Below are 22,825 nucleotides of genomic sequence, written 5' to 3' on the forward strand. Positions count from 1 at the left end.
AAAAACAAGCGGGCGGCGCACGTCCGGGGGAAAACGTGCACCGCCCTCACTGATGCTGCTCCCAGCGTCAGTTTGTCCTGCCCACTTCGCGCATCGCCTCGTCGAGCGCGCGCAGCGCCTCGGTACGCTCTCGCCGCGACAGATCGCGATCGCTCTCGATCTCGCGGCGGGCGCTGGCGATCGCGTCTTTCGCGCTCGCCATCATGGCGGTGCGACAGAACACCATCACCTTCTTGCCATCGGGCCCGACGCGCTCGCTCACGCTCTGGCCACTCCCGTCGCAGGCGAAGGTGAATTCGGGCATCTCGGCAGCGGCCTGGGCGAGCGCGAGGCGGGTCTCGCGCTCGATCATGCCGCTCTCGCCAAGGCTCCGGCGCATCTCATCCAGCTGCTTGCGCAGATCGCCATTTTCGCCGAGCCGCTTGCGCAGAAGCTCCATCTCGCTCCGCAGCTCGCGCTGCATGCGGTCGGTATCGACCCTTGCATCGCGCAGGCTGTCGAGCCCGGCTTCGATCCTGGCCCGCTCCTCTGGCGTCGCGGGTCGACCATTGACGGTGTAGGTGGTCCGCTTGGTGCGCTTGCCAGAGTCGTCGGTCGTCACCTTGCGTTCGACCCGGACCACACGCTCTGCGTCATCGCCATCGTCTCCGTCAGAGAGCACGAAGACAGCGGGCGCTTCCGGTGCGGCGGGTGCCTCCGGCGCGGCAGGCGCATCTGGCGCAGCCGGAGCCACGGGGGCGAGCGGTGCCACCGGCGCTACCGGGGCGAGCGGTGCCGCAGGAGCCTCGGGCACGCCCAGCGCCTCTGCATAGGAGATCGATGCGGTCAGCGGCACGGCGGCAAGCGCGCCGATCATCAGCGTGCGTGCGGCAATCCGCCGACGCGGGGAAATATCGGACATGGTCAGGCTCCTCAGACGGTGGATAATCGATTTGTCCCCCAGCACCGGGCACGCCATCGGCGCGGCGAGCGCCAGGCTGGCGCGCCTGTCGCTGCGGGTCGCGAAGGACGCGATGGTGGTTGCGTAGGCTTCGCGCCGGCGCGCATCGCAGCGGGCGACGACACGGGCATCGCATGCCGCTTCCTGATCGCGCCGCATCGCACGCCAGCCGACCCAGCCGAGCGGGTTGAACCAGTGCAGCGCGAACAGCGGCTGAACCAGTGCGTTGACCAGCAGGTCATGCGCGCGGTGGTGCGCCAGCTCGTGCTCCAGCGCGAGATCGCGGCGGGTCTGCTCGGTATCGGCCATGAAGCCTTCGGGCAGCGCGATCACCTTGTCGAACACCCCGAACGCGACCGGCGATGCGGTGGCAGGCGATTCGATCAGCCGCACGCTGCCGCGCGTGCCGACGCCGATGCTCGCCCGCAGAAGCTGGCGGCGCATGGCGAAATAGAGCGTGTAGCGGCGGATCAGGAAGACCAGCACTCCGGTCAGCCACACCACCATTCCGATCAGCGCCCAGTCGGTGGTCGGCTCGCTCGCCACCATGGGTTGCAGCAGCAGCCCACGACCGCCGACTTCAGCCGGCACGTCGAGCCCCACGACCGGCAGCGCGGCAGGCGCGGATGACGGAGCAAGCCAAGACGGCAGAACGATAGGTGGCAGCAGGAGCCTGAAGAAAGGCAGCGCCCACAGCGCATAGGCCGCATGGGCCCCGAAATGGCGCGACACCGGACGGCGCAGCACGAGCACTGCGGCGACGAGCGCGCCGGTCCACAGCAGCGTGTCGAAGGCGAAATCCTGCAGATCGATGCTCATTTGCGCATCTCCTTCAACAGGCGTTCGATCTCGCCGAGATCCTCGTCGGTCAGCGCCTCGCTCTCGGCCAGGTGGGCAAACAGGGACGCCGCGCGCCCGCCGAACAGCCGGTCGACCAGCCGCCGCGATTCGCCGCCGACATAATCCGCGCGCTCGATCAGCGGGGTGTAGAGGAACCGGCGACCATCGGGCTCGGTCGCCAGAGCGCCCTTGCTCACCAGCCGCGAGAGCAGCGTTTTGACCGTCGGCATGGACCAGCCGCGCGCTTCGCAGACCTGATTGCACACATCCGTCGCGCTGACCGGGTGGCGATCCCAGATCACCTCCATGATCGCGTGCTCAGCCTCGCTGATGCGTTCGCCCTTGTCGTCTTTCGAATCGGACATCGACCGTCTCCCTCCTCATCCGTTTACATCTGTAGCCGTAACGACTACGGATGTAAACATGAGCGGTGGATGAACGGTTCGTGAGGCGCTTTGCCCTCGCCCGGACAAGCGATCAGCAGACTTCTGCGGTGTTCTCCGGAATCGGGCCCGGCGGCACGCGCGCATCGCTCATCCAGAAAGGATCGGCCGCCAGCCGGTGCCGGTCGCCATAGGCGGCGCGCAAGGCGGCGGCGAGCTGCGGATCATAGGCTTCCAGATCCCGATGCCCCAGAATCCGGCGCCCGTCGAAGACCTGCAGCCGGTTCGAATCGAACCAGAACTGCGTCCCTTCGGCCCAATATTCCTGAACCGTGGTCATGTTGTATTCTTCGAACCACAGTTTGTTGGCCTGCGCATTGGCATACGCCGCCTCGACCTGGTCGTAGAGATCGGGGTCCGTGCCCTGGATGGCGAACAGGATGTTGTGCGCGAATTCGTGAACCAGAATGGTCTCACCGTAATAGCGGCTGGTCGGCAGGCCGAGGACATCCTCTTCGGAGCCGACTGTATGCTGCCCGCCGATCCCGCGTGCGCGCGCATCCCAATAGGCGCGGTCGGTCAGCCGCCCGATCCGCTCGTCATAATGCTTCTTCTCGCACCGAGTCAGGCGCGGATCGTCGGGAGCCGGCTTTGTCCAGTGCGCATTCTCGGGCAGGTCGAGCAGCGCCTCGGTCTCGGCGATGATCGCGACGCGATAGCCGTTGTCGTGCAGCCATTTGGCCAGGTCGGGCCGGAAGGCGAGCATATCCTCGATCATCGCCTCGGCAGCGACCATCGCATCTTCGGACACGACGCCGGAGGAGACCACGGGGATGCCGTCCGCATCGCGGTACTGCGTGTAGAAATCGGGAATGCCCAGCGCGGAAGGCGGGGGTGAGGCGGCCACGCTCGCGCATGCGGTCAAGGTCGCGACGCTGGCGATTGCGAGGAAGCGGAGGCTCATTCTGCCAGGCTACATCCGCAAAAATGAACGGCGGGCGAAACCGCCCGCCGTCTCAATTAGTACACCCGCTTCTTCGGCTTGATGTACTCGATATCGTCGGTCAGCGTATATTCGTGCACCGGGCGGTAATCGATCTTCATATCGCCCTTGCCCGAACCCTTGGCACCGCCGCCCCAGCCGTCGAACCAGGTCACCGTGTGCTTCATCCACTCGGCATCGTTGCGGTCGGGGAAGTCCTCGTGCGCGTGGGCGCCGCGGCTTTCCTTGCGGTTGTCGGCGCTGGTCATGGTGACGCTGGCCTGAGCCATCAGGTTGTCGAGCTCCAGCGTCTCAACAAGATCGCTGTTCCAGATCAGCGAGCGGTCGGAGACGTGGATGTCCTGCATCGAGGCGTTGACCTCGGCAAGGTGCTTCTTGCCCGCCGCGAGCGTTTCGGTGTCGCGGAACACGGCAGCATGCTTCTGCATGGTCTTCTGCATGTCTTCGCGAATCCGCGCGGTCGGCAGGCTGCCCTTGGCATTGCGGAAGTGGTCGAGCCGGGTCAGCGCCAGATCGGCACTGTCGGCGGGAAGCGCATCATGGCTCGCGCCCGGCTTCATCGTTTCGGCCAGACGATGGCCGATCGCGCGGCCGAACACCACAAGGTCGATCAGCGAGTTGGAGCCGAGGCGGTTTGCGCCATGGACCGAGACGCAGCCCGCCTCGCCCGCAGCGTAGAGCCCGGGCACCACGTGGTCGGGATTGCCGTCCGGCCCCAGCGTCACGACTTCGCCGTGATAGTTCGTCGGGATGCCGCCCATGTTGTAGTGGACGGTCGGCGTCACGGGGAGCGGTTCGCGCGTCAGGTCGACACCGGCGAAGATCTTGCCGCTTTCGGTAATGCCCGGCAGGCGCTCTGCCAGCACCTTGGGATCGATGTGATCGAGGTGCAGGTAGATGTGGTCGCCATCCTTGCCCACGCCCCGGCCTTCACGCATTTCCAGCGCCATCGAGCGGGACACGACATCGCGCGACGCCAAGTCCTTGGCCGAGGGGGCATAGCGTTCCATGAACCGCTCGCCTTCGGAGTTGGTCAGGTAGCCACCCTCGCCGCGCGCGCCTTCGGTGATCAGCACGCCCGCGCCGTAGATGCCGGTCGGGTGGAACTGGACGAATTCCATGTCCTGCAGCGGCAGGCCTGCGCGCAGCACCATGCCGCCACCGTCGCCGGTGCAGGTATGGGCCGAGGTCGCGGTGTAGTAGCAGCGGCCATAGCCGCCGGTCGCCAGCACCACGGCATGCGCGCGGAAGCGGTGGATCGTGCCGTCATCCAGGCACATCGCGATCACGCCGACGCAGCGACGGTTGGCACCCTCGCCCGTCATGATCAGGTCGATCGCGAAATATTCGATGAAGAAGTCCGCGTCGTACTTCAGGCTCTGCTGGTAGAGCGCGTGGAGCATCGCATGGCCCGTACGGTCCGCCGCGGCGCAGGTGCGCTGCACCGGCGGGCCTTCGCCCATGTTCTGCATGTGGCCGCCGAACGGACGCTGATAGATCGTACCGTCCTTGTTGCGCGAAAACGGCACGCCTGCGTGCTCGAGCTCGTACACCGCCTGCGGGGCTTCGCGCGCGAGATATTCGATCGCGTCCTGGTCGCCCAGCCAGTCAGACCCCTTCACGGTGTCGTACATGTGCCAGGTCCAGTGGTCGGGCGTGTTGTTGCCCAGCGAGGCGGCGATGCCGCCCTGCGCCGCCACGGTGTGCGAACGCGTGGGGAAGACCTTGGAGATGTTCGCGGTCTTGAAGCCGGCCTCTGCCGCGCCCATCGTCGCGCGCAGGCCCGAACCGCCAGCGCCGACGACGACCACGTCGAAATCATGGTCGATGATCGGATAGGCTTCGCTCACGTTTTTCGGGCGGTCGGTGCCAGTGTCGTTGGGGTTCTGGCTGGCCATCAGGCGGCTCCTGCAAATGCGATGCTGGCGATGCAGAAGATGCCGAACACGGCCCCTGCCACCGCCACGAGATTGAGAAGGGCGATCAGCGCGAAGCGGCTGCCACCTTCGTGGATGTAATCCTCGATCAGGACCTGCAGGCCCAGCCGCGCGTGCCAGAACGTGCTGACGATCAGCAGGATCAGCGCCGCCGCCGCGATCGGCGAGGAGAGCCAGCCGGTGACCGTGCCGTAGTCGTAGGCGGGCAGCAGCAGGAAGCTGACCAGCAGGAACAGCACCAGCACCAGATTGCCGATCGCGGTGAACCGCTGGAGCAGCCAGTGATGCGCGCCCTCGTGGGCCGAGCCGAGGCCGCGTACGCGGCCGATGGAGGTTCCGTTACCCATGGGAAATGCCTTACTTGAGGAGGATGATCGCCCAGAAGGCGATGGTCAGAAGGACGCCGAGGATCGGGGCCAGCGTCGACCAGGTCTTGTTGATCGTCAGCTCGTACCCCGCGCCGATATCGAGCACGAAGTGGCGCAGCCCGCTCATCATGTGGCTGAAGAAGGCCCAGGTCAGGCCGACCAGCACGATATAGCCGGGGATCGATGTCGCAACGGCGGAGAAGGTTGCATACGCCTCCGGCCCGCTGGCCATTGCGCCCAGCCACCACAGCAGCACGGCGAGGCCGACCAGCGCCATTCCGTCACCGGTGACGCGGTGCAGGATCGAGGTGAACATGTGCGGGCCCCACTTCCAGATCTGGAGATGGGGAGAGAGTGGTCTGTTCGACATGGTGGCTTGCGGGTCCAATCTGGCCGGTGCGGTAGGTCTTGCGCCTCCACTTAGCGGATGCGCGGTCAGGTTCAAGCGAGTCAAAAGCATGGGTGCAAAAGCACGGACCATGGGGTGAGCGCAAGCGCGGGGCTTGGTCGCGCGCATCAATCGGCCTAACAGGTGGCTCCATGACAGGCATTCTCGTCACAGGATCGAGCCGCGGGATCGGCGCCGCCATTCGCGAACAGCTGGAGGCGCGCTGCGTGCGCGTGGTCGGCCATTCCACGCAAGGGATGGAAGAAGGCGAGATCGCCGCCGACTTTACAGAGCCTTCCGCACCGTCGACGCTGTGGGAAGAGGCGCTGCGGCAGACCGACGGCGCAATCGACGTGCTGATCAACAATGCCGGGCTGTTCGATGGAGTCCCGCTCGACACCTCGGACATCGAATGGCTCGATGCGTGGGAGGAAACGCTGCGGATCAACCTGACCGCCGCCGCGCAGCTCAGCCGTTTCGCGGTGCGCCACTGGCAGGAACGCGGCTGCGAAGGGCGGATCGTCCATGTCGCCAGCCGCGCCGGGCACCGCGGCGATTCGCCCGCGCACTGGCACTATGCGGCGGCCAAGGGCGGGATGCTGGCGCTGCACAAGACCATCGCGCGCGCCTACGCCAGCGAAGGCATCTACAGCTTCGCGGTGACACCGGGCTTTACCGACACCTCGATGGCGGGGGACTATCTTGAGAGCCGGGGCGGACCGGGCCTGCTTGCCGACATCCCACTGGGCCGCGTGGCCGAGCCGGAGGAAATCGCCAGCATCGCCACCTGGTGCGCGCTCGAAGCGCCTCCTTCGATGACCGGCGCGACGATCGACGCCAACGGGGCCAGCTATGTCCGCTAGGCTTGCCGCGCTGGCGGCGCTGGCACTTGTCGCTGGCGGCTGCGCGCCTGCGCCCGAGTCGCCCGCCACCGCCGATCCTGTGGCGCACGACGTCGTCTCCTCACCGGACATGGCCACCAGCTTCCCGCAGTCCGCGTTTCTCGAAAAATGCGAAGACTGGGACGAGTGGGACAAACCCGCCCCGCCCTTCGAGCTGCTCGGCGACACATGGTATGTCGGCACCTGCGGCATTTCCGCGATCCTCGTGATCGGCGATGGCGAGCACATCCTGATCGACAGCGGCGTGGAGGATGCTGCACCGCTGATCCTCGCCAATATCCGCGCGCTCGGCATCGACCCGCGCGATGTGGGCTATCTGCTGATGAGCCATGAGCATTTCGACCATGTGGGCGCGCACGCAGCCCTCGTCGAAGCGACCGGGGCCAAGGTGATCGCCTCGCCCATAGCGGCACGGGTTCTGTCCAGTGGCGAGGCAAGCGCGGAGGATCCGCAGGCCGCGATCCACCCTGCGATGACGCCGGTGAACGTCGACCGGATCGTGAACGATGGCGAGGTGCTGACACTGGGTGGCAAGGAATTCACCGCGCACCTCACCCCCGGCCACACGCCGGGCGCGATGAGCTGGACGTGGAATGCCTGCTCCCTCCCGTGGCAACCGCCCGTGTGCCGCCGCGTCGCCTATGTCGACAGCCTCTCCCCCGTCTCGGCAGACGACTACCGCTTCACCGATCACCCGGCGGTCGTCGCCGATTTCCGGCGCAGCATCGCCAGGGTCGCCAAGCTGCCGTGCGACCTGCTCGCGACGCCGCATCCCTCGGCAAGCGGAATGCTCGACCGGATGACAGATGGCGGATTGCTGGATGGGGCCGCTTGCGCCGAGTACGCGAAGGCGATCGAGAAACGGCTGAACGAGCGGCTGGCGAAAGAAGGCGAATGACCGGCGGCGCTGGCTCGGGTTCCGATCTGCCCTTCTCCTGCCGCTGCGGCGCGGTGAAAGGGGTGATCGAGAGGGCGGGCCCGCTCGAAGGCGATTTCGTCGTCTGTCACTGCACCGATTGCCAGACCTTCGCCAATCGCTTCGATGCGGGCGACAGGGTGATGGACGAGCAGGACGCTGGCACACCGCTCTACCAGAGCCGTTGCGCACGGATGCGGATAGAGAGTGGGCGCGACCGGCTACGGTGCATCCACCTGACCGAAGAGGCGACCCTGCGCTGGTACGCAGGCTGTTGCGACACGCCGCTGTTCAACTCGTACAAGAATGGCAAAATTCCCTATGTCACCACGCTGGTCGGCAATTGCGACGCCGGGGCGCGAACGCGGCTGCTGGGGGAACCGATCGGACACCTCTTTGTCGATGACGATCCGGCGTGTACCGGGGCGGGCCGCCGCCTTTCGATGAACACGCTGATGCGGCGGTTCTTCGTCAGGATGGTCAAGGACATCGTCTCTGGCGACCGCCGCCGGAGCGCGCTGTTCGATCCCGAAACGCTGGAGCCTGTCTCCACCCCGACGCGCCTTACGAAGGAAACGACCGCCCATGTCGGCTGACATCACCGCCGAAGAAGCCGGAATCAGCTGGAAGCTGACCGCACTGGTCGACCGCACCGCCGCCGAGGCCGCACTCGCGGCGAGTGTGGAGGACGCGTGGGACAGCGATCTCGTGATGAGCGCGCACGAGGTCGAAGCCGACCGCTACGATCCCATCAATGCCGGCCTGTGGCGGATCGAGGCGTGGTATCCGCGCAAGCCCGACGCCGCGCTGCGTGCCACGCTCGACACGATGTTCGACGGCAACCCGCCGGACTTCGCGCTGGAGAAGGTCGAGCCCGAGGACTGGGTCACGATCAGCCAGCAGGCGGTCGAGCCGGTCCGCGCGGGGCCGTTCCACATCCGCACGCCCGACCACGCGGCTGCGCCCGAGGGAATCGACCTCGTCATCCCCGCCAGCCGCGCCTTCGGCACCGGCCAGCACGAGACCACTGCGGGATGCCTCGCAATGCTCGGCTGGCTGCGCGCGCGCGGCGTTCACCCGCGTGACATCGCCGATATCGGCACCGGCACCGGCCTGCTCGCGATCGGTGCGCTCAAGCTGTTCCCCACCGCCAATGTGATCGCCAGCGACATCGACCCGGTGTGCGACGAGATCGTTCGCGAGAATGCCCGCGGCAACGCAGTCCCGCTCGGCCAGCGGCCCGGCGCGCTGCATTACGTGACCGCGCCGGGGATGGACGATCCCGCGCTCAGGGCCCGCGCGCCCTACGATCTGCTGATCGCCAATATCCTCGCCGGCCCGCTGATCACGCTCGCGCCCGATTTCGCACGCGCCGTACAGCCGGGTGCCCATGTCGTTCTCGCCGGTCTGCTGACCACGCAGGAGGCGCGTGTGACGCGCGCCTACCTGCAACAGGGGCTGCGCCGCGAGCATCGAATCGTCGATGGCGACTGGTCGATCCTGTGCCTGCGGATGCCCGCCAGATGAGAGCGATCAGGCTGCTCGGCTGGACGCTCGGCAGCCTGATCGGCGCGGTCGCGCTGCTGATCGCAGGCTTCTTCCTCGCTGCATGGGCGGGTTCCTCGATCCCGCGCAATGGCGGGTGGAGCGAGACCGAGACCGGCATCCCGATCATGGTCGAAAGCAACGGCGTCCACACCGGGATCGTGATGCCGATCGCGACCCCGGTGAAGGACTGGCGGGAGACCTTCCCCTCCACGGCCCAGCCGATGAGAAGCGGGATGCGGCCGACCCACATCTCGGTCGGCTGGGGCGACCGCGAAGTGTACCGCACGGTGGCGACCTGGGGCGATCTCAAGCCGGCCACCGCTCTGCGGATCGCGACCCGAGGCGGCCCGGCGGTGATGCGGGTGGCGACCTATTATCGCCCCTCCGAGGATACGAACCACCGCTGGCTGATCCTGCGCGAGCAGGAATATGCGCGGCTGGTCGCCCGGATAGAGGCGGGCCTCCCGCCGATCGCGAACCCCGAAGACCGGATCAGCCTGACCAGTTTCGATCCTCGGGCGCGCATCTATGACGCGGCCGGACGCTACACCCCCTTCTACACCTGCAACCAGTGGGTGGCAGACGCGCTGGCGGCAGCGGGGGTGGAGATGGGCCAATGGACTCCGCTCGCCGGTGGCGTGATGAAGTGGATCCCGCAGGGCGAGGCGCAGCCCTGATGCGATCAGAAAGCAGATGACGCTGCGGCTTGCTTGCATTAGTGTCAGTAAGCCATGATCGACCTGCCGACCGCTTTCGATGTCTTTGCCGATCGCATGATCCGCGTCGTCGTGTTCGACGTGCAGCGCTATCTCGTCGCGGCGGGCTTTTTCACGATCGCGCTGCTGGTGTTCCGCAGCTGGGCGACCCGCAAGCGTATCCAGACCCGCCGCGCGACGCGCAAGGATTACACGCGCGAGATCGCGTCTTCGCTGCGCACGTCCTTCGTGTTCGCGCTTACCACCTTTCTGACGCTTGGCCTTCGTGAGATCGGGCTGGTGAAGATCAAGCTGGAAACCTTCACCCTGCTCACCGTCGCGTGGCAGTTCGTGCTGATGGTGATCGCGCACGATGCCTATTTTTACTGGATGCACCGCGCGCTGCATCACAAGCGCCTGTTCCGCGCGACGCACCTGCATCATCACAAGTCGCGCACGCCCACGCCGTGGACGGCTTACTCCTTCTCGAGCTGGGAGGCGGTGACCGAGGCGCTGTTCATCCCGATCTTCATGCTCGCGACCAGCACGATGGGCTTCGCGATGACCGGTCTCGCGGTGTTCCTGTTCCTGTGGCACATGATTTTCCGCAACGTGATCGGCCACTTGGGCGTGGAGCTGTATCCGGCGGGCTGGGTCGATAACCGCTGGACCGGCTGGTGGAACACGACCACGCACCACGACCTCCACCACAGTTCGGGCAACACCAATTTCGGGCTTTATTTCACCTGGTGGGACCGGTGGATGGGAACCGAGCATCCGCGCTATCGCGAGGAATTTCGCAAGGTAACCGCCCGCACCCGCAGGGCGGCACGCGAGGCCGGGGCCGCACCGGCCTAAGATCCCAGCGCGTCGCGGCGTGCCGCCAGCAGGCGCGCTTCGGCCGGTTCGGGATCGAGCGCCAGCGCCGCGTCGTACTCTGCCCGCGCCTCTCCCACTTTTCCCAAGCTCGCCAGCAGGTCCGCCCGCACCGCGTGGAACGGCAGGAACTGTGTCAGCCGTCCGGTCTCGATCGCATCGAGCGCCGCCAGCCCCTCTTCGGCCGAGGTCGCGCGCGCCAGTGCCAGTGCGCGGTTGACCGCGACCACCGGCGTCGGACGCATCAAGGTAAGCACATCGTAGAGGCGGAGGATCGCAGCCCAATCGGTTTGCCCCGTCTCCCTCCGCAGGCAGTGGACCAGGTGAATCGCCGCCTGCACCTGAAGCGGACCGGGCTTGCCGATCGCGGTCGCCCGGTCGAGCGCAGTGCGCCCCGCCTCGATCCGCGCGATATCCCATTGCGCAACGTCCTGTCCGGACAGCGGAACCATGGTGCCTTCGCGATCCACCCGCGCCGCCTCGCGAGAGCGCACGAGGCAGACCAGCGCGAGCAAGCCGTGCGCCTCCGCCTCCTGCGGCATCAGCTCGGCCAGCAGCACCGCCAGCCGCTCGACCTCGGGTGCGAGCCCGCCTGTCTCCCCGGTACCCGCAGCATTGCGATAGGCGATCGCCAGCGCGGTCTCCAGCGTTTCCAGTACGGTGCCGACCCGGAATTGCCATTCGCGGGACGGTGGCGTCTCGAAAGGAATATTGGCCGCCTTGATCTTGGCCTTGGCGCGGGTCAGCCGCTGGTACATCGCGGGCTCTGCGACGAGAAAGGCGCGCGCTATCCGCGCGACCGACACACCGCAGATGACCCGCAGCGCCAGTGCGATCCGCGCCTCGCGCGCGAGCGCCGGGTGGCAGCAGGTGAACAGCAGCCGCAGCCGGTCGTCGGGGATCGGCTCTGGAAACGGGACGACGTCGCCCACCGGGTCCGGCTCCGGCTGGTCCGCCAGCACGCGCGCCTCTCGATCAGCCCTGCGCAGTGCATCGAGCGCGCGCCGCCGCGCGGCGACGTAGAGCCACGCGGCGGGGTCGCGGATCGGCGCAGGCTCGCGCAGCGCCGCCTCGCACGCGGCGGAGAACGCGTCCTCCGCCAGGTCGAGATCGCGGAACCGCGCGGCGAGGGCCGCGACGACCCTCGGCCGCGCAGCCGCGAGCAGGTCTGCCAGCGGGTCCAGCGACTAGTCCTGCCAGACCGGGCGCACCTCGACCGAACCCTTACCCGGGATCGGGATTTTCCGCGCCCAGCGAACCGCCTCGTCGAGATCGGCGGCCTCGACAATGTAGTAACCGCCAAGTTCCTCGTGGCTTTCGGCGAAGGGGCCGTCGTGCAGCGTGCCTTCGCCCCCGTTTTCGTAGCGGATGGTGGTTGCGGTGTCCGCGCCCTTCAGGCGATTGCCGCTGAACGCGACCCCGGCGGCGTGCCATTCCTCGGCCAGCTTCATGTGCCCCGCCAGCGTGGCCTCCATCACCGCCGCGCCGTTTTCGCCCATATAGGCGCTCTCGTCCTCATGAATCAGCAACATGTATTGCATCGCATGTCTCCGCCCCGGCATCGCCACTGCGGCGACACTCTACACCCGAGACGACGCTGCCGCCCGCTTTTCGACATGCTCCGAAAATTTTTTCTACGAGGTGCCAGCCGGATCGTCCTGCGGCGTCGCCCCCGCCCCCGTGACCATCTCGTGATAGCCCGCGACCGCGCGCACGACGCCGTGCATCATCTCCATGCGCACCGGGATCGGCACTTGCGTGCGCCCGATCATCACCGCGACGGTGTAGACACTGCCATCGGGCGCGGTGAGGATGCCGACGTCGTTATAGCCCGCCTGATCGGCAGGCTGGCCCGGCTCCACGATGTCGAGCACCTGGCCCGTGCCGGTCTTGTGCGCGATGCTCCACCCTTCGGGCAGCCCGCCCTTGAGCCGGTTCGGCCCGCTCTTCACCTCGCCCAGCCAGCCGAGGAAGCGCGCGGTGCTGGTGTCGGAGAGCAGCTCGCCCGCCTCCAGCCGGGCAAGCGCGCTGGCGATCGCGACCGGGCTCGCTCCGTCGACCGGATCGTCGACATAGGCATCGAAGGCTGCTTCGCGCACGTCGTGCGGCACCGTCTTGCGCACTTCGAAGAAGGTATCGCCCAGCGCATAGGCCTGACGCCACTCCAGCCCCGCGATCGCCGATTGCATCGGGCGTTCGCCGGGCCCGAAGCGGATATCGGCAAAGCCCTTGCGCGCCAGAACCCGGCGCACCGCATCCGAGCCGCCCACCCGGCGCAGGACCATGTCGTTTGCGGTGTTGTCGCTCTGCGTCAGCGCGCGGGAGATGAAGTCGGCATAGCTGGTGGTGAAGCTGCCCTGCGCGGCGACGCTCTGGCGGATCGGGCTGTGAAACACCGCCAGATCGCCATTCCGAACCGTCGCCGTCTCGGAAAGGTCGAGCCTGCCTGCATCGGCCATGTCGAGCGCGCTCAGCGCGACCCACAGCTTGCTGACGCTTTGCTGCGGATACAGCTGCGTTCCTTTGAAATGCATCATCCGCCCGCGCGCCGGATCATACACCGCGATGCCGACCTTACCCTTGAGACCGGTGCCCAGCGCGAACAGCTGATCGTCGAGCCATTCCTCTTGTGCCGACCGCTCGACCGTCAGGTCTTCCGCCGCCTGCTCGATCCGCTCGCCGAAGCTGGGCACCCCTGAGGTGTCGGCAGCCTCGTCGCTCGGGCGACAGGTCGCCAATGCGCCGAACGCGAGGAGACAGAACAGGGCGGAAAGGAGGGTTCGCATCGCCGCCATATAGCCTCAACCCGTTGAAAATGAATGCCCTCAGCCAGCCGCCGCGACGATCTGCGCCCAGCCCGCCTCGTCGATCACCTCGATGCCCAGTTCCTCGGCCTTCTTCAGCTTGCTGCCCGCGCCCGGCCCGGCGACCAGCAGATCGGTCTTGGCCGACACGCTGCCCGCCGCCTTCGCGCCCAGCCTCTCGGCCTGCGCCTTGGCTTCGTCGCGGCTCATCGTCTCGAGCTTGCCGGTGAACACCACGATCTTGCCCGCGACCGGGCTTTCCACCGTCTCGACTTCGTAGACCGGCGGATCGACCTCGCCCGCTCCGGGTTCCGACCCGATCAGATCGTCCCACACCTGGCGGTTGTGCTCCTCATGGAAGAAATCCGCGAGCGCGTGGCCCACCGCCGTCCCGATCCCGTCGGCACGCACCTCGTAGATGCGCCGCACCGCGTCCAGCATCCGCGCGTTGAACGGGCTGACCTTCTCGTCCTGCCCACGCGGATTTTCGATACGGTAGCGGTGGAATTCGGCCGCCTTGCCCGGCAGCTTGCGAATATCGCCCAGCCCCTTGAGCAGGTCGCGCGCGGTGACCGCGCCGACTTGGCGGATGCCGAGGCCGAACAGCAGCCGCGCGGCGTCGGGCGCGCGCTTGGCCTCGATCGCTGCCAACAGGTTATCCACCGACTTGTCCTGCCAGCCTTCGAGCGCGAGGATCTCGTCACGCCGCTTGCGCAGGCGGAAGATATCCGCCGGACTTTCGAGCCACCCGCGTTCCAGAAATTCGGCGATGGTCTTCTCGCCCATCCCTTCGATGTCGAGCGCGCCGCGGCTGACGAAGTGCTTCATCCGTTCGAGCCGCTGCGCCGGGCAGATCAGCCCGCCGGTGCAGCGCACATCGACCTCGTCTTCCTCGGCCACCGCCTCACTGCCGCATTCGGGACAGGTCTCGGGAAATTCGAAACGCTCGCGGTCCGCATCGGGCGTAAGGTTCTCGACCACCTGCGGAATCACGTCGCCCGCGCGCTGGATCAGCACCCGGTCGCCCACGCGCAGGCCCAGCCGCGCGATCTCGTCGCGATTGTGCAGCGTGACATTGGTGACGGTGACCCCGGCGACCAGCACCGGCGCGAGGCGGCCGACCGGGGTCAGCTTGCCCGTGCGCCCGACCTGGATGTCGATCGCTTCCAGAGTGGTCTCCGCGCGCTCGGCGGGAAACTTGTGCGCCAGCGCCCAGCGCGGGGCCTTGGCGACGAAGCCCAGCCGCTCCTGCCAGTCGAGCCGGTCGACCTTGTAGACCACGCCATCGATCTCATAGGGCAGATCGGGCCTTGCGGACGCGATCGTCTCGTAATGATCGAGCAGCGCATCCAGCCCTTCCACCCGGGTAAATTGCGGCGAGACCGGCAGGCCGAACGCCTCGATCGCGCGGATGACTTCGGTTTGCGTCTCACCGGGTACCTTCGAGGCTTCGCCCCATCCATGCACCCAGAAACGCAAGGGGCGCTTTGCGGTGACGCTCGCATCCTTCTGCCGCAGCGATCCCGCCGCCGCGTTGCGCGGATTGGCGAACTGGCGAGCTTTGGTGGGGTCGAACTCCTCGCCCTTCTCTGCCGCCGCAGCCCGGGCCTCGTCCATCAGCCGGGTGTTGAGATCGGCGAAGGCGGCGCGCTCCATATAGACCTCGCCGCGCACTTCGAACACGTCCGGCGCATCGCCTGTCAGCTGCGCGGGGATATCCGCAATATGCGCGACATTGGCGGTCACATCCTCGCCCACCTGCCCGTCGCCCCGCGTCGCCGCGCGGACCAGCTGGCCGTTCTCGTATCGCAGCGAGCACGAGAGGCCGTCGATCTTGTCCTCCGCGGTGAAGGCGATCGGCGTATCGGCAGCCAGATCGAGGAACCGCCGCACCCGCGCGACCCACTCGCCCACCTCTTCGCCGTTGAAGGCATTGTCGAGGCTCATCATCCGCACCGCATGCGTCACCTTGGAAAGCGGCGATGCGGCGACCTCGTGCCCCACGCCCTTCGACGGCGAATCGGGCCGCACCAGATCGGGGAAAGCCGCCTCCAGCGCCTCGTTCCGGCGGACCAGCGCATCATATTCCTGGTCGGTAATCTGGGGCGCATCTTCGGCATGATACAGCCGGTTGTGTTTGCGGATGGTCCGCGCGAGCCGCATCAGCTCGTTCGCGGCCTCGGCTTCGGAGAGGGTTTGGGCAAGGTCCTTGGGGTCGTCCATAAGGCGCTGCGATAGGGCACACCGGCAAGCTTACGGAAGCGGTTTTCTGCCCGCTGCAACTGCCCGCTACATCTTCTCCTTGAGGCCCTTGCGGATCAGCCACCAGTTGGTGGGAAAGGCAGTCGCGAAGCCGGCCAGCATGGCAATCTGCATCGCGAACCAGAACTCGGGCGTCGCGACCTCGGCCAGCCCGCCATAACTGGGCCTGAACCACACAAACTGGATCAGCGCCATCAGCCCGTACATGCCGACCTGCCACGATGTGATGGAGAGGAAATCGGCCTTCACCGCCGCCCATATGCCTTCGCCGGCCGAGACATCGCGCATCGGCTTGATGGTGAAATACTGGAACGCGATGCCCAGCGCGAAGGCGACGATATAATCGACAATCCACACGGCGAAGATCTTCTCGCCGAACAGCGAATGCCAGCCGAACCACACCGCGATCTGGGGCATCGCGAAGGCGGACCATTCGGCGATGATGTCGCCCAGCGTACACCCGGCCCCGCAATGCGATGCGCCCTTGGCGACCGAGGCCCAGAAGGGCAGCTCTTCCCCGGGCGCGTCGATCCCGCGCCCCTTGCGCCGTCCGAAAGCGTAATAGAGCGCCACCCACACGACGCTGCCGAACAGCGCGGTCAGCGGCCAGACGAAGTTCATCACCGCCATCTTCTGCGGATGCCGCGCGACGTCGATAGCGATCCACAGCGCGCAGGCTGCCGCAATCAGTAAAGAGATCGTCGAGAGTGCGTGGAGCCAGTCGGGAAAGCTCGGGGCGTGCATGCAGGTCTAAGGCCGGATGGAGGCCCCAGGTTCCGCCAGCCTCACACCCCCTCCAGCAACCGGTCCGCCTGCGCGCGCGCTTCGGGGGTGATTTCCGCGCCCGAGAGCATGCGCGCAATCTCTTCCTGCCGCTGCGCGGCATCGAGCAGCACAACGGACGTCTTGGTCACCGTACCGCTGCTCGCCTTGGCGATCTGGTAATGGACGCGGCCGCGCGCGGCGACCTGCGGCGAGTGCGTCACCACCAGCACCTGCCCGTCACTGGCGAGGCGCGCCAGCCGTTCGCCGATGGCCGAGGCGACCGCCCCGCCCACGCCGCGGTCGATCTCGTCGAAGATCATCGTCGCCGCGCCGCCCTGCTCCGCCAGCGCGACCTTCAGCGCGAGGATGAAGCGCGACAATTCGCCGCCGCTGGCGATCTTGTTGAGCGGAGCGAAGTCCGCGCCCGGATTGGTCGCGATCAGGAATTCGACCGCGTCCATGCCCGTGGGGCCCCACTTTTCCTGCGGCAGCGGCTGAACGTCCGTCTGGAAACGCGCGGCGTCCAGCTTCAGCGGCGCAAGCTCGGCGGCAACCGCCTTGTCGAGCGTCTTGGCGGCGGCCTTGCGCGCCTTGCGCAGCCGCACAGCGGCGCCCTCGTAGGCGTCAAACGCCTCGCGCTCGGCGATCCGCAGCGCATCGAGCTGTGCCTCGCCGCCTTCGATCGCGTCGAGCTGGCTACGCATCTCGCGCATCTTGTCCGGCAGTTCGTCGACCTCGCAGCGATGCTTGCGGGCGAGCGCGCGCAGGTCGAACAGGCGCGTTTCGGCGGCGTCCAGCGCGGCGGGATCGTGGACCAGCGCCTCGGCTGCCTCTTCCAGCTTCTCCTCCGCCTCGGTCCCTTCGAGGATCGCCCGGTCGAGCGCCGCCAGCGCCTCCGCCAGAAGCTTGTGCTCTCCGGCAATCCGGTCGAGCCGGCGCGCGGCGGTGCGCAGTTCGCTGAGCGGCGATTCGGAGCCTTCCCAGATGTGGCGCAGCTCTTCCAGATCGCCCGCCAGCCGCTCCCCCTTCTGCATCGAGGCGCGCTGTTCGGCGAGGCGTGCTTCCTCGCCCGCCTGCGGGGCAATCTCGGTCAGCTCGGCCAGATGCGCGAGCAGAAGGTCCTGTTCCGCACTGGCGGCATCGATCGCGGCGCGCGCCTCTTCCAGCGCTTCCGACGCCTTCTGCCATTCGCGCCAGTTGCGCGCGACCTTGGCGGTATCAGCCCCGGCGAACCGGTCGAGCAGCTGGCGGTGGCCGCGCGGGTTCACCAGCCCCCGATCATCGTGCTGACCGTGCAGCTCGACCAGAATCGGCGCGAGATTGCGGAGCAGTCCGACGCTGGCCGACTGGTCGTTGACGAAGGCCTTGGAGCCCCCGTCCGCCTTGATCTGGCGGCGGATGATCAGCGGTTCGCCCGGCTCGATCTCGACCCCCGCATCCTCCAGCGCCTCTGCCAGCGCGGGCGGGAGAGTGGCGAATTCGAAACTGGCGGTGACGCTGGCCTGATCGGCGCCGCTGCGCACCAGCGCGGTTTCCGCGCGGTTGCCCAGCACCAGCCCCAACGCGTCGAGCAAAATCGACTTGCCCGCCCCCGTCTCACCCGTGAGCACGCCGAGACCGCGCCCGAAATCGAGATCGAGCGCTTCGATAAGAACGACATTGCGGACGGCGAGTTGAGTCAGCATCGCGGGCGCAGAATAGCGTGCGCATGCGCGCGCGTCACCGGCCCGCACGCATGCTTACGGTTCATGGATGTGCATAAGCGGCCCGATCGCGGGCCGCCCGGGGACAGAAGCGCGATCAGTTGGCCAGCGCGACCTGCGTGTCGGCCGCATGATCCTCGACCAGTGCGTAGGCCTTGTCGTACCATTCGCTGCCGGGATAATTCGCGCCGAGCACGGCGGCGTACTTCTTCGCTTCCTGCGGAATGCCGAGCGCGAGGCTGGTTTCGGTCAGGCGATAGAGCGCTTCGGCAGCATGGCTGGTGGTCTGATAGTTCTCGACCACGTTCTGGAACCGGATCTGCGCGGCGGTCCACTTGCCCGACTTTTCGTAGAAGCGGCCAATGTCCATTTCCTTGCCCGCGAGGTGATCGCGCACGAGGTCGATCTTGAGGCGCGCGTCGGCGGCATATTCCGACTGCGGGAAGCGGCGCTCCACCTCGCGCAGCGCGACCAGCGCCTGCTCGGTCACCTTCTGGTCACGCTGAACGTCGCTGATCTGCTCGTAATAGCTGAGTGCGATCAGGTAATAGGCGTAAGGCGCATCCTTGTTGCCCGGATGGATCGACAGGAAGCGCTGCGCGCTCTGGATCGCCTTCGAATAGTCGCGCGAGACGTAATAGCTGAAAGCGCTCATCAGCTGCGCGCGGCGTGCCCAGGGCGAATAGGGATGCTGGCGCTCAACCTCGTCGAACAGCGCAGCGGCGAGCTGCGGATTGCCACGGTCGAGCCGCTGCTTGGCAGTCGCGTAAAGCGTTTCGACGTCGCGCGCGACATAGGCGGTATCGGCCGGGCCGCCGCCGCTACCGGCACAGCCGGACACGAGAGTGGCAATGGTGCCGAGGGCGAGCGCGGCGGCGATGGTCTTGGCGTTGGCTGTCATGGTCGCGCGGTATAGCGACCACCGCCATGAACGCCAAGTGAAAGGCTGGGCCGGTCTTGCTCAGCTCGCCGGGCGTTCGCCATGGCCGGAAAGCTCGCCACCCTCGGGCGCGTCCCACAGCAGATGGCGCCCCTCCAGCGCGACGAGATTCTTGTCGCGGATGACTTCGCCCTTGGTCTTGTAGCCAAGCAGCTGTTCGGCATCGAGATGCGGATTCACCGCCAACACGCGCAGTTCTTCTGAGGTGAAGTCGGACAGGCCGCGGGCCCGCTCCTGCCCCTGCTGGTCGTAGATGTGGAGCACATCGCCGCGGCTGAAATCGCCCTCGATCGAGAGGATGTCCTCGCGCCGGATAGCGCGGTTGCCCTCGGCGATCTCGTCCGCCAGCTCGTCCGAAATGCCGATGCTGCCAGCCATCTGGAGCCGGTTGGCAATCCACCGCTCCCACCCCGTGGTTGGCGTGTCGTGCGCGATGAACTTGGTGGCGCGACGCTCCCCGTCGAGCACGGAGCTGAGCGGATTATCGTGTTCGCCATGCGCGATATAGGTGGTGACGCCCGCTTCCTGCGCGATGTTGGCTGCCATCAGCTTGGTCGTCATGCCGCCGGTGCCCAGCGTGCTCTTGCCCTTGGTCGCTTCCATGAACGGCGCGACATCGGTGACTTCGGGAATGAACTCGGCACCTTCTTCGTCCGGGTGGCGATCGAACAGGCCGTCGACCTCGGTCAGGATGATGAAGTCCTTCGCATCGACCATCTGCGCCACCTTGGCCGCCAGCCGGTCGTTATCGCCGACGCGGATTTCCTCGGTGGTGATCGAATCGTTCTCGTTGACGATCGGCATCACCCCGGCTTCCAGCAGGCGGAACACGGTGTTGCGGGTGTTGAGGAAGCGGCGGTGATCCTCGAAATCGCCGAGCGTCAGCAGCACCTGCGCAATCTCGAAATCGAATTCGTGCCCGATCTGCTTGTATGCATTGGTCAGGATCGGCATCCCGCACGCAGCGGCGGCCTGCTTGTCGCTGACCCCGGCGGTCTCGGGCCGCTCACCCACGATCTTGAGCCCCAGCGCCACCGCGCCGGAACTGCACAAAATGACGTTCGTGCCGCGCTCGCGCAGCCTGGCGACGTCTTCCAGCATCCGCTGGATGAACCCGAAACGCGGCGTCAGGCGTTCGGTGTTCGCAACCAGGGTGGAACCGATCTTGACGACAACGGTGTTCGATTGCGGCATGTTTGATCCATCTTGGCGGCCAAAAGAGTGGCGCGGACATAGGCAAGGGTGTTGCATCGCACAACCCACTGGAAAAAATTGCACGACTGTGTTATAAAAGAATAAACACATTGAAAAGGCACGATCGACGGCCCCAAAGCACGCGCGCCAAGATCGCCTTGGAAAACAGATGGAGAGATATTATCTTTCAAGACATACTTTTGATCGGCTGCGGAAAAATGGGCGGAGCGCTGCTCGAATACTGGAAGCGGGGTGACGAAAGCTTCACCATCGTCGACCCGTTTCTGGAGAAAGCGCCCGAGGGTGTTACGCTCGTCAAGGAACGCAGCGAACTCGGCGACAAGCGCTTCGACGCGATCATCGTCGCGATCAAGCCGCAGATGATCGACGACATCCTGCCCGACTATGCGCCCGTCCTGTCGGATAACGGCTACGTGATCTCTATGGCGGCAGGCGCCTCGATCGAGCGCATTTCCAAGGTCATGGGCCATGCGCCGGTCATCCGGATCATGCCAAACCTGCCGGCGTTCGTGGGCAAGGCGACCAATGGCCTCGTCGCAGGCCCCGGCGTCACGGACGACCAGCGCAAGCACGCGCATGCGATGATGGAGCGGACCGGCACCGTGGTCGAAGTCGACGACGAGGACCAGCTCGACCGCGTCACCGCAGTCGCAGGTTCCGGCCCCGGCTACGTCTTCGAACTTGCCCGCGCCTATGTCGCCGCGGCCGAAGGCATCGGCTTCTCGCACGAACAGGCCCGCGCACTGGTGCTCGGCACGCTGGAAGGCACGATCGCGATGGCGATCGACCAGGACGGGCAGACGCTGGAGGAACTGCGCAATTCGGTCACCAGCAAGGGCGGCACGACCGCCGCCGGGCTCGACGCGCTGAACGGCGACGGTGCCGTGTCGCGCAAGTTCGAACAGACGCTGGAGGCGGCCTACAACCGCGCCGTCGAACTGAGGTAGCGGACGTTCGGAACCCGGGGCACGTCTTGCCCGTCTATCAAGCAGAGCTTCAAAAATAACAGATCCGAAGAGGACCACCATGAACGACCAGACACTCGATCCGGCGATCCACATCCACGAACTCGGCAGCAACGCGCGCGCCGCGGCGAAGGGCCTGCTGACCGCGAGTACCGGGGCCAAGAACACCGCCCTCACCGCCGCCGCCAAGGCGCTGCGCGACCATCAGGACGAGCTGCTCGAAGCCAATGCCAAGGATGTCGCCTCGGTTGAAGGCAAGAAGCCCGACAGCTTCATCGACCGCCTGAAACTGACCCCCGACCGCATCGAAGGCATGGCTAGCGCGCTTGAACAGATTGCCGAGCTGCCCGACCCCGTCGGCCGCCAGCTCGCCGAGTTCGACCGGCCCAACGGGTTGAAGATCGAACGCGTCGCGGTGCCCATCGGCGTGATCGGCATGATCTACGAATCGCGGCCCAACGTCGGCGCAGACGCATCGGCGCTGTGCCTCAAGTCGGGCAACGCGGTGATCCTGCGCGGCGGTTCCGAAAGCCGCAATTCGACGCGGGTCATTGTCCGCTGCATGCAGGAAGGCCTCAAGGCTGCGGGCCTGCCCGAGAATGCCGTGCAGACCGTCGGCACAACCGACCGCGCTGCTGTGGCCGAACTGCTCAAGGCGGACGAGTTCGTCGACCTCGTCATCCCGCGCGGCGGGCGTGGCCTCGTCGAGCTGGTGCGTGACCAGGCGAGCGTGCCCACGCTCCTCCACCTCGATGGCAACTGCCACACCTATGTCCATGAAAAGGCCGACCTCGACAAGGCGGCCGAGGTCATCCGCAACGCCAAGCTGCGCCGCACCGGCGTCTGCGGCGCGACCGAGAGCATCGTGGTCGACAAGGCGGTGGCCGAGCAGGCGATCCCCAAGATCGCGGCGATCTTCGGCGATGATTGCGAGCTTCGCGGCGACGAAACCGCCGTTTCCATCGCGCCGAGCATCAAGCCCGCGACGGACGAAGACTGGGGCACCGAATATCTCGACCCCATCGCGAGCGTGAAGGTGGTCGACGGCCTCGACGAGGCGATCGACTGGGTCGACACCTATTCGAGCCACCACACCGACGCGATCATCACCGAGGATGACGATGCGGCGCGCAAGTTCATGACCAGCATCGACAGCGCGATCCTGATGCACAACGCCTCGACACAGTTCGCCGATGGCGGCGAGTTCGGCATGGGCGCGGAGATCGGCATCGCGACGGGCAAGATGCACGCGCGCGGCCCGGTCGGCCTCGAACAGCTGACCAGCTTCAAATACCTCGTCCACGGCAACGGCCAGACGCGGCCGTAAGCCGCGCGACCCATGCGAAAAGTGCCGCCGATGCCTTCCCGGGCGTCG

Annotated in this window: 22 protein-coding genes; 8 read left to right on the forward strand and 14 right to left on the reverse strand. The window is 66.5% G+C overall.

What is annotated here, in order from left to right:
• Positions 1-67: 67 nt before the first annotated feature.
• The 6 genes from KYN89_RS13820 to sdhC form a co-directional block, all read right to left on the reverse strand.
• Positions 68-1,759: a M56 family metallopeptidase gene (locus KYN89_RS13820; protein WP_222825638.1), complete on the reverse strand. Its 1,692-nt coding sequence runs from the start codon at positions 1,757-1,759 to the stop codon at positions 68-70.
• Complete coding sequence (locus KYN89_RS13825) at positions 1,756-2,145, reverse strand: BlaI/MecI/CopY family transcriptional regulator (RefSeq protein ID WP_222825639.1); 390 nt, start codon at positions 2,143-2,145, stop codon at positions 1,756-1,758. The genes KYN89_RS13820 and KYN89_RS13825 overlap by 4 nt, the downstream gene beginning before the upstream one ends.
• A gap of 112 nt (positions 2,146-2,257) precedes the next feature.
• The gene (locus KYN89_RS13830) at positions 2,258-3,127 is read right to left on the reverse strand and encodes a glycoside hydrolase (protein WP_222825640.1); all 870 of its coding nucleotides are present in this window, start codon (positions 3,125-3,127) and stop codon (positions 2,258-2,260) included.
• A 56-nt stretch (positions 3,128-3,183) separates the two neighbouring features.
• Entirely contained in the window at positions 3,184-5,064 is a 1,881-nt protein-coding gene (gene sdhA / locus KYN89_RS13835) for a succinate dehydrogenase flavoprotein subunit (protein ID WP_222825641.1), read from the reverse strand.
• Positions 5,064-5,450 (reverse strand): succinate dehydrogenase, hydrophobic membrane anchor protein, encoded by a 387-nt coding sequence (sdhD, locus tag KYN89_RS13840; RefSeq protein ID WP_054523901.1) that lies wholly within the window; start codon positions 5,448-5,450, stop codon positions 5,064-5,066. Before sdhD ends, sdhA begins: the two co-directional genes overlap by 1 nt.
• 10 nt (positions 5,451-5,460) lie before the next feature.
• On the reverse strand, positions 5,461-5,841 hold the full coding sequence (sdhC, locus tag KYN89_RS13845) for a succinate dehydrogenase, cytochrome b556 subunit (RefSeq protein ID WP_029140636.1): 381 nt from the start codon (positions 5,839-5,841) through the stop codon (positions 5,461-5,463).
• A gap of 170 nt (positions 5,842-6,011) precedes the next feature.
• Between sdhC and KYN89_RS13850 the strand changes: the two genes are divergently transcribed.
• The 6 genes from KYN89_RS13850 to KYN89_RS13875 are packed head-to-tail and all read left to right on the forward strand — an operon-like array spanning position 6,012 to position 10,778.
• Complete coding sequence (locus KYN89_RS13850) at positions 6,012-6,722, forward strand: SDR family NAD(P)-dependent oxidoreductase (protein ID WP_222825642.1); 711 nt, start codon at positions 6,012-6,014, stop codon at positions 6,720-6,722.
• The gene (gene bla, locus KYN89_RS13855; RefSeq protein WP_222825643.1) at positions 6,712-7,659 is read left to right on the forward strand and encodes a subclass B3 metallo-beta-lactamase; all 948 of its coding nucleotides are present in this window, start codon (positions 6,712-6,714) and stop codon (positions 7,657-7,659) included. The genes KYN89_RS13850 and bla overlap by 11 nt, the downstream gene beginning before the upstream one ends.
• Positions 7,656-8,273, forward strand: a complete 618-nt coding sequence (locus KYN89_RS13860) for a DUF6151 family protein (RefSeq protein WP_222825644.1) — start codon at positions 7,656-7,658, stop codon at positions 8,271-8,273. Before bla ends, KYN89_RS13860 begins: the two co-directional genes overlap by 4 nt.
• The gene (locus KYN89_RS13865; protein ID WP_222825645.1) at positions 8,263-9,204 is read left to right on the forward strand and encodes a 50S ribosomal protein L11 methyltransferase; all 942 of its coding nucleotides are present in this window, start codon (positions 8,263-8,265) and stop codon (positions 9,202-9,204) included. Before KYN89_RS13860 ends, KYN89_RS13865 begins: the two co-directional genes overlap by 11 nt.
• Positions 9,201-9,902 carry a DUF2459 domain-containing protein gene (locus tag KYN89_RS13870; RefSeq protein ID WP_248285300.1) on the forward strand — a complete coding sequence of 234 codons (702 nt, stop codon included), beginning with the start codon at positions 9,201-9,203 and terminating at the stop codon, positions 9,900-9,902. Before KYN89_RS13865 ends, KYN89_RS13870 begins: the two co-directional genes overlap by 4 nt.
• A 54-nt stretch (positions 9,903-9,956) precedes the next feature.
• Complete coding sequence (locus tag KYN89_RS13875) at positions 9,957-10,778, forward strand: sterol desaturase family protein (RefSeq protein WP_222825647.1); 822 nt, start codon at positions 9,957-9,959, stop codon at positions 10,776-10,778.
• Here KYN89_RS13875 and KYN89_RS13880 read toward each other — a convergent pair.
• The 8 genes from KYN89_RS13880 to proB form a co-directional block, all read right to left on the reverse strand.
• Entirely contained in the window at positions 10,775-11,980 is a 1,206-nt protein-coding gene (locus tag KYN89_RS13880) for an RNA polymerase sigma factor (RefSeq protein WP_248285322.1), read from the reverse strand. The two genes, KYN89_RS13875 and KYN89_RS13880, sit on opposite strands and share 4 nt — an antisense overlap.
• Before the next feature lie 3 nt (positions 11,981-11,983).
• A complete protein-coding gene (locus KYN89_RS13885) occupies positions 11,984-12,328 on the reverse strand; it encodes a YciI family protein (protein WP_248285301.1) in 345 nt (114 codons plus the stop codon).
• A 102-nt stretch (positions 12,329-12,430) separates the two neighbouring features.
• Positions 12,431-13,582 (reverse strand): serine hydrolase, encoded by a 1,152-nt coding sequence (locus tag KYN89_RS13890; RefSeq protein ID WP_248285302.1) that lies wholly within the window; start codon positions 13,580-13,582, stop codon positions 12,431-12,433.
• Between the two features lie 39 nt (positions 13,583-13,621).
• Positions 13,622-15,823, reverse strand: coding sequence for an NAD-dependent DNA ligase LigA (gene ligA / locus KYN89_RS13895; protein WP_222825649.1), 2,202 nt, complete (start codon positions 15,821-15,823; stop codon positions 13,622-13,624).
• Positions 15,824-15,889: 66 nt separating this feature from the next.
• Positions 15,890-16,606 carry a DUF4396 domain-containing protein gene (locus KYN89_RS13900; protein ID WP_222825650.1) on the reverse strand — a complete coding sequence of 239 codons (717 nt, stop codon included), beginning with the start codon at positions 16,604-16,606 and terminating at the stop codon, positions 15,890-15,892.
• Positions 16,607-16,647: 41 nt separating this feature from the next.
• Positions 16,648-18,312: a DNA repair protein RecN gene (gene recN, locus KYN89_RS13905; protein WP_222825651.1), complete on the reverse strand. Its 1,665-nt coding sequence runs from the start codon at positions 18,310-18,312 to the stop codon at positions 16,648-16,650.
• Positions 18,313-18,427: 115 nt separating this feature from the next.
• Entirely contained in the window at positions 18,428-19,231 is an 804-nt protein-coding gene (locus KYN89_RS13910) for an outer membrane protein assembly factor BamD (protein ID WP_222825652.1), read from the reverse strand.
• A gap of 60 nt (positions 19,232-19,291) precedes the next feature.
• Positions 19,292-20,464: a glutamate 5-kinase gene (gene proB, locus KYN89_RS13915; protein WP_222825653.1), complete on the reverse strand. Its 1,173-nt coding sequence runs from the start codon at positions 20,462-20,464 to the stop codon at positions 19,292-19,294.
• A 200-nt stretch (positions 20,465-20,664) separates the two neighbouring features.
• Here proB and KYN89_RS13920 point away from each other — a divergent pair, with 200 nt between their 5' ends.
• Positions 20,665-21,432 (forward strand): pyrroline-5-carboxylate reductase family protein, encoded by a 768-nt coding sequence (locus KYN89_RS13920; RefSeq protein WP_283248549.1) that lies wholly within the window; start codon positions 20,665-20,667, stop codon positions 21,430-21,432.
• Between the two features lie 79 nt (positions 21,433-21,511).
• Positions 21,512-22,777: a glutamate-5-semialdehyde dehydrogenase gene (locus KYN89_RS13925; RefSeq protein WP_222825655.1), complete on the forward strand. Its 1,266-nt coding sequence runs from the start codon at positions 21,512-21,514 to the stop codon at positions 22,775-22,777.
• Positions 22,778-22,825 lie beyond the last annotated feature (48 nt).

Source organism: Alteriqipengyuania abyssalis, from assembly GCF_019857185.1.
GTDB classification, from domain to species: domain Bacteria; phylum Pseudomonadota; class Alphaproteobacteria; order Sphingomonadales; family Sphingomonadaceae; genus Alteriqipengyuania; species Alteriqipengyuania abyssalis.

Excerpts from the sequence above, each read along its gene's own strand:
- KYN89_RS13820 (WP_222825638.1), bottom strand. The coding sequence starts at position 1,759 with ATGAGCATCGATCTGCAGGATTTCGCCTTCGACACGCTGCTGTGGACC.
- KYN89_RS13825 (WP_222825639.1), bottom strand. The coding sequence starts at position 2,145 with ATGTCCGATTCGAAAGACGACAAGGGCGAACGCATCAGCGAGGCTGAG.
- KYN89_RS13830 (WP_222825640.1), bottom strand. The coding sequence starts at position 3,127 with ATGAGCCTCCGCTTCCTCGCAATCGCCAGCGTCGCGACCTTGACCGCA.
- sdhA (WP_222825641.1), bottom strand. The coding sequence starts at position 5,064 with ATGGCCAGCCAGAACCCCAACGACACTGGCACCGACCGCCCGAAAAAC.
- sdhD (WP_054523901.1), bottom strand. The coding sequence starts at position 5,450 with ATGGGTAACGGAACCTCCATCGGCCGCGTACGCGGCCTCGGCTCGGCC.
- sdhC (WP_029140636.1), bottom strand. The coding sequence starts at position 5,841 with ATGTCGAACAGACCACTCTCTCCCCATCTCCAGATCTGGAAGTGGGGC.
- KYN89_RS13850 (WP_222825642.1), top strand. The coding sequence starts at position 6,012 with ATGACAGGCATTCTCGTCACAGGATCGAGCCGCGGGATCGGCGCCGCC.
- bla (WP_222825643.1), top strand. The coding sequence starts at position 6,712 with ATGTCCGCTAGGCTTGCCGCGCTGGCGGCGCTGGCACTTGTCGCTGGC.
- KYN89_RS13860 (WP_222825644.1), top strand. The coding sequence starts at position 7,656 with ATGACCGGCGGCGCTGGCTCGGGTTCCGATCTGCCCTTCTCCTGCCGC.
- KYN89_RS13865 (WP_222825645.1), top strand. The coding sequence starts at position 8,263 with ATGTCGGCTGACATCACCGCCGAAGAAGCCGGAATCAGCTGGAAGCTG.
- KYN89_RS13870 (WP_248285300.1), top strand. The coding sequence starts at position 9,201 with ATGAGAGCGATCAGGCTGCTCGGCTGGACGCTCGGCAGCCTGATCGGC.
- KYN89_RS13875 (WP_222825647.1), top strand. The coding sequence starts at position 9,957 with ATGATCGACCTGCCGACCGCTTTCGATGTCTTTGCCGATCGCATGATC.
- KYN89_RS13885 (WP_248285301.1), bottom strand. The coding sequence starts at position 12,328 with ATGTTGCTGATTCATGAGGACGAGAGCGCCTATATGGGCGAAAACGGC.
- KYN89_RS13890 (WP_248285302.1), bottom strand. The coding sequence starts at position 13,582 with ATGCGAACCCTCCTTTCCGCCCTGTTCTGTCTCCTCGCGTTCGGCGCA.
- ligA (WP_222825649.1), bottom strand. The coding sequence starts at position 15,823 with ATGGACGACCCCAAGGACCTTGCCCAAACCCTCTCCGAAGCCGAGGCC.
- KYN89_RS13900 (WP_222825650.1), bottom strand. The coding sequence starts at position 16,606 with ATGCACGCCCCGAGCTTTCCCGACTGGCTCCACGCACTCTCGACGATC.
- recN (WP_222825651.1), bottom strand. The coding sequence starts at position 18,312 with ATGCTGACTCAACTCGCCGTCCGCAATGTCGTTCTTATCGAAGCGCTC.
- KYN89_RS13910 (WP_222825652.1), bottom strand. The coding sequence starts at position 19,231 with ATGACAGCCAACGCCAAGACCATCGCCGCCGCGCTCGCCCTCGGCACC.
- proB (WP_222825653.1), bottom strand. The coding sequence starts at position 20,464 with ATGCCGCAATCGAACACCGTTGTCGTCAAGATCGGTTCCACCCTGGTT.
- KYN89_RS13925 (WP_222825655.1), top strand. The coding sequence starts at position 21,512 with ATGAACGACCAGACACTCGATCCGGCGATCCACATCCACGAACTCGGC.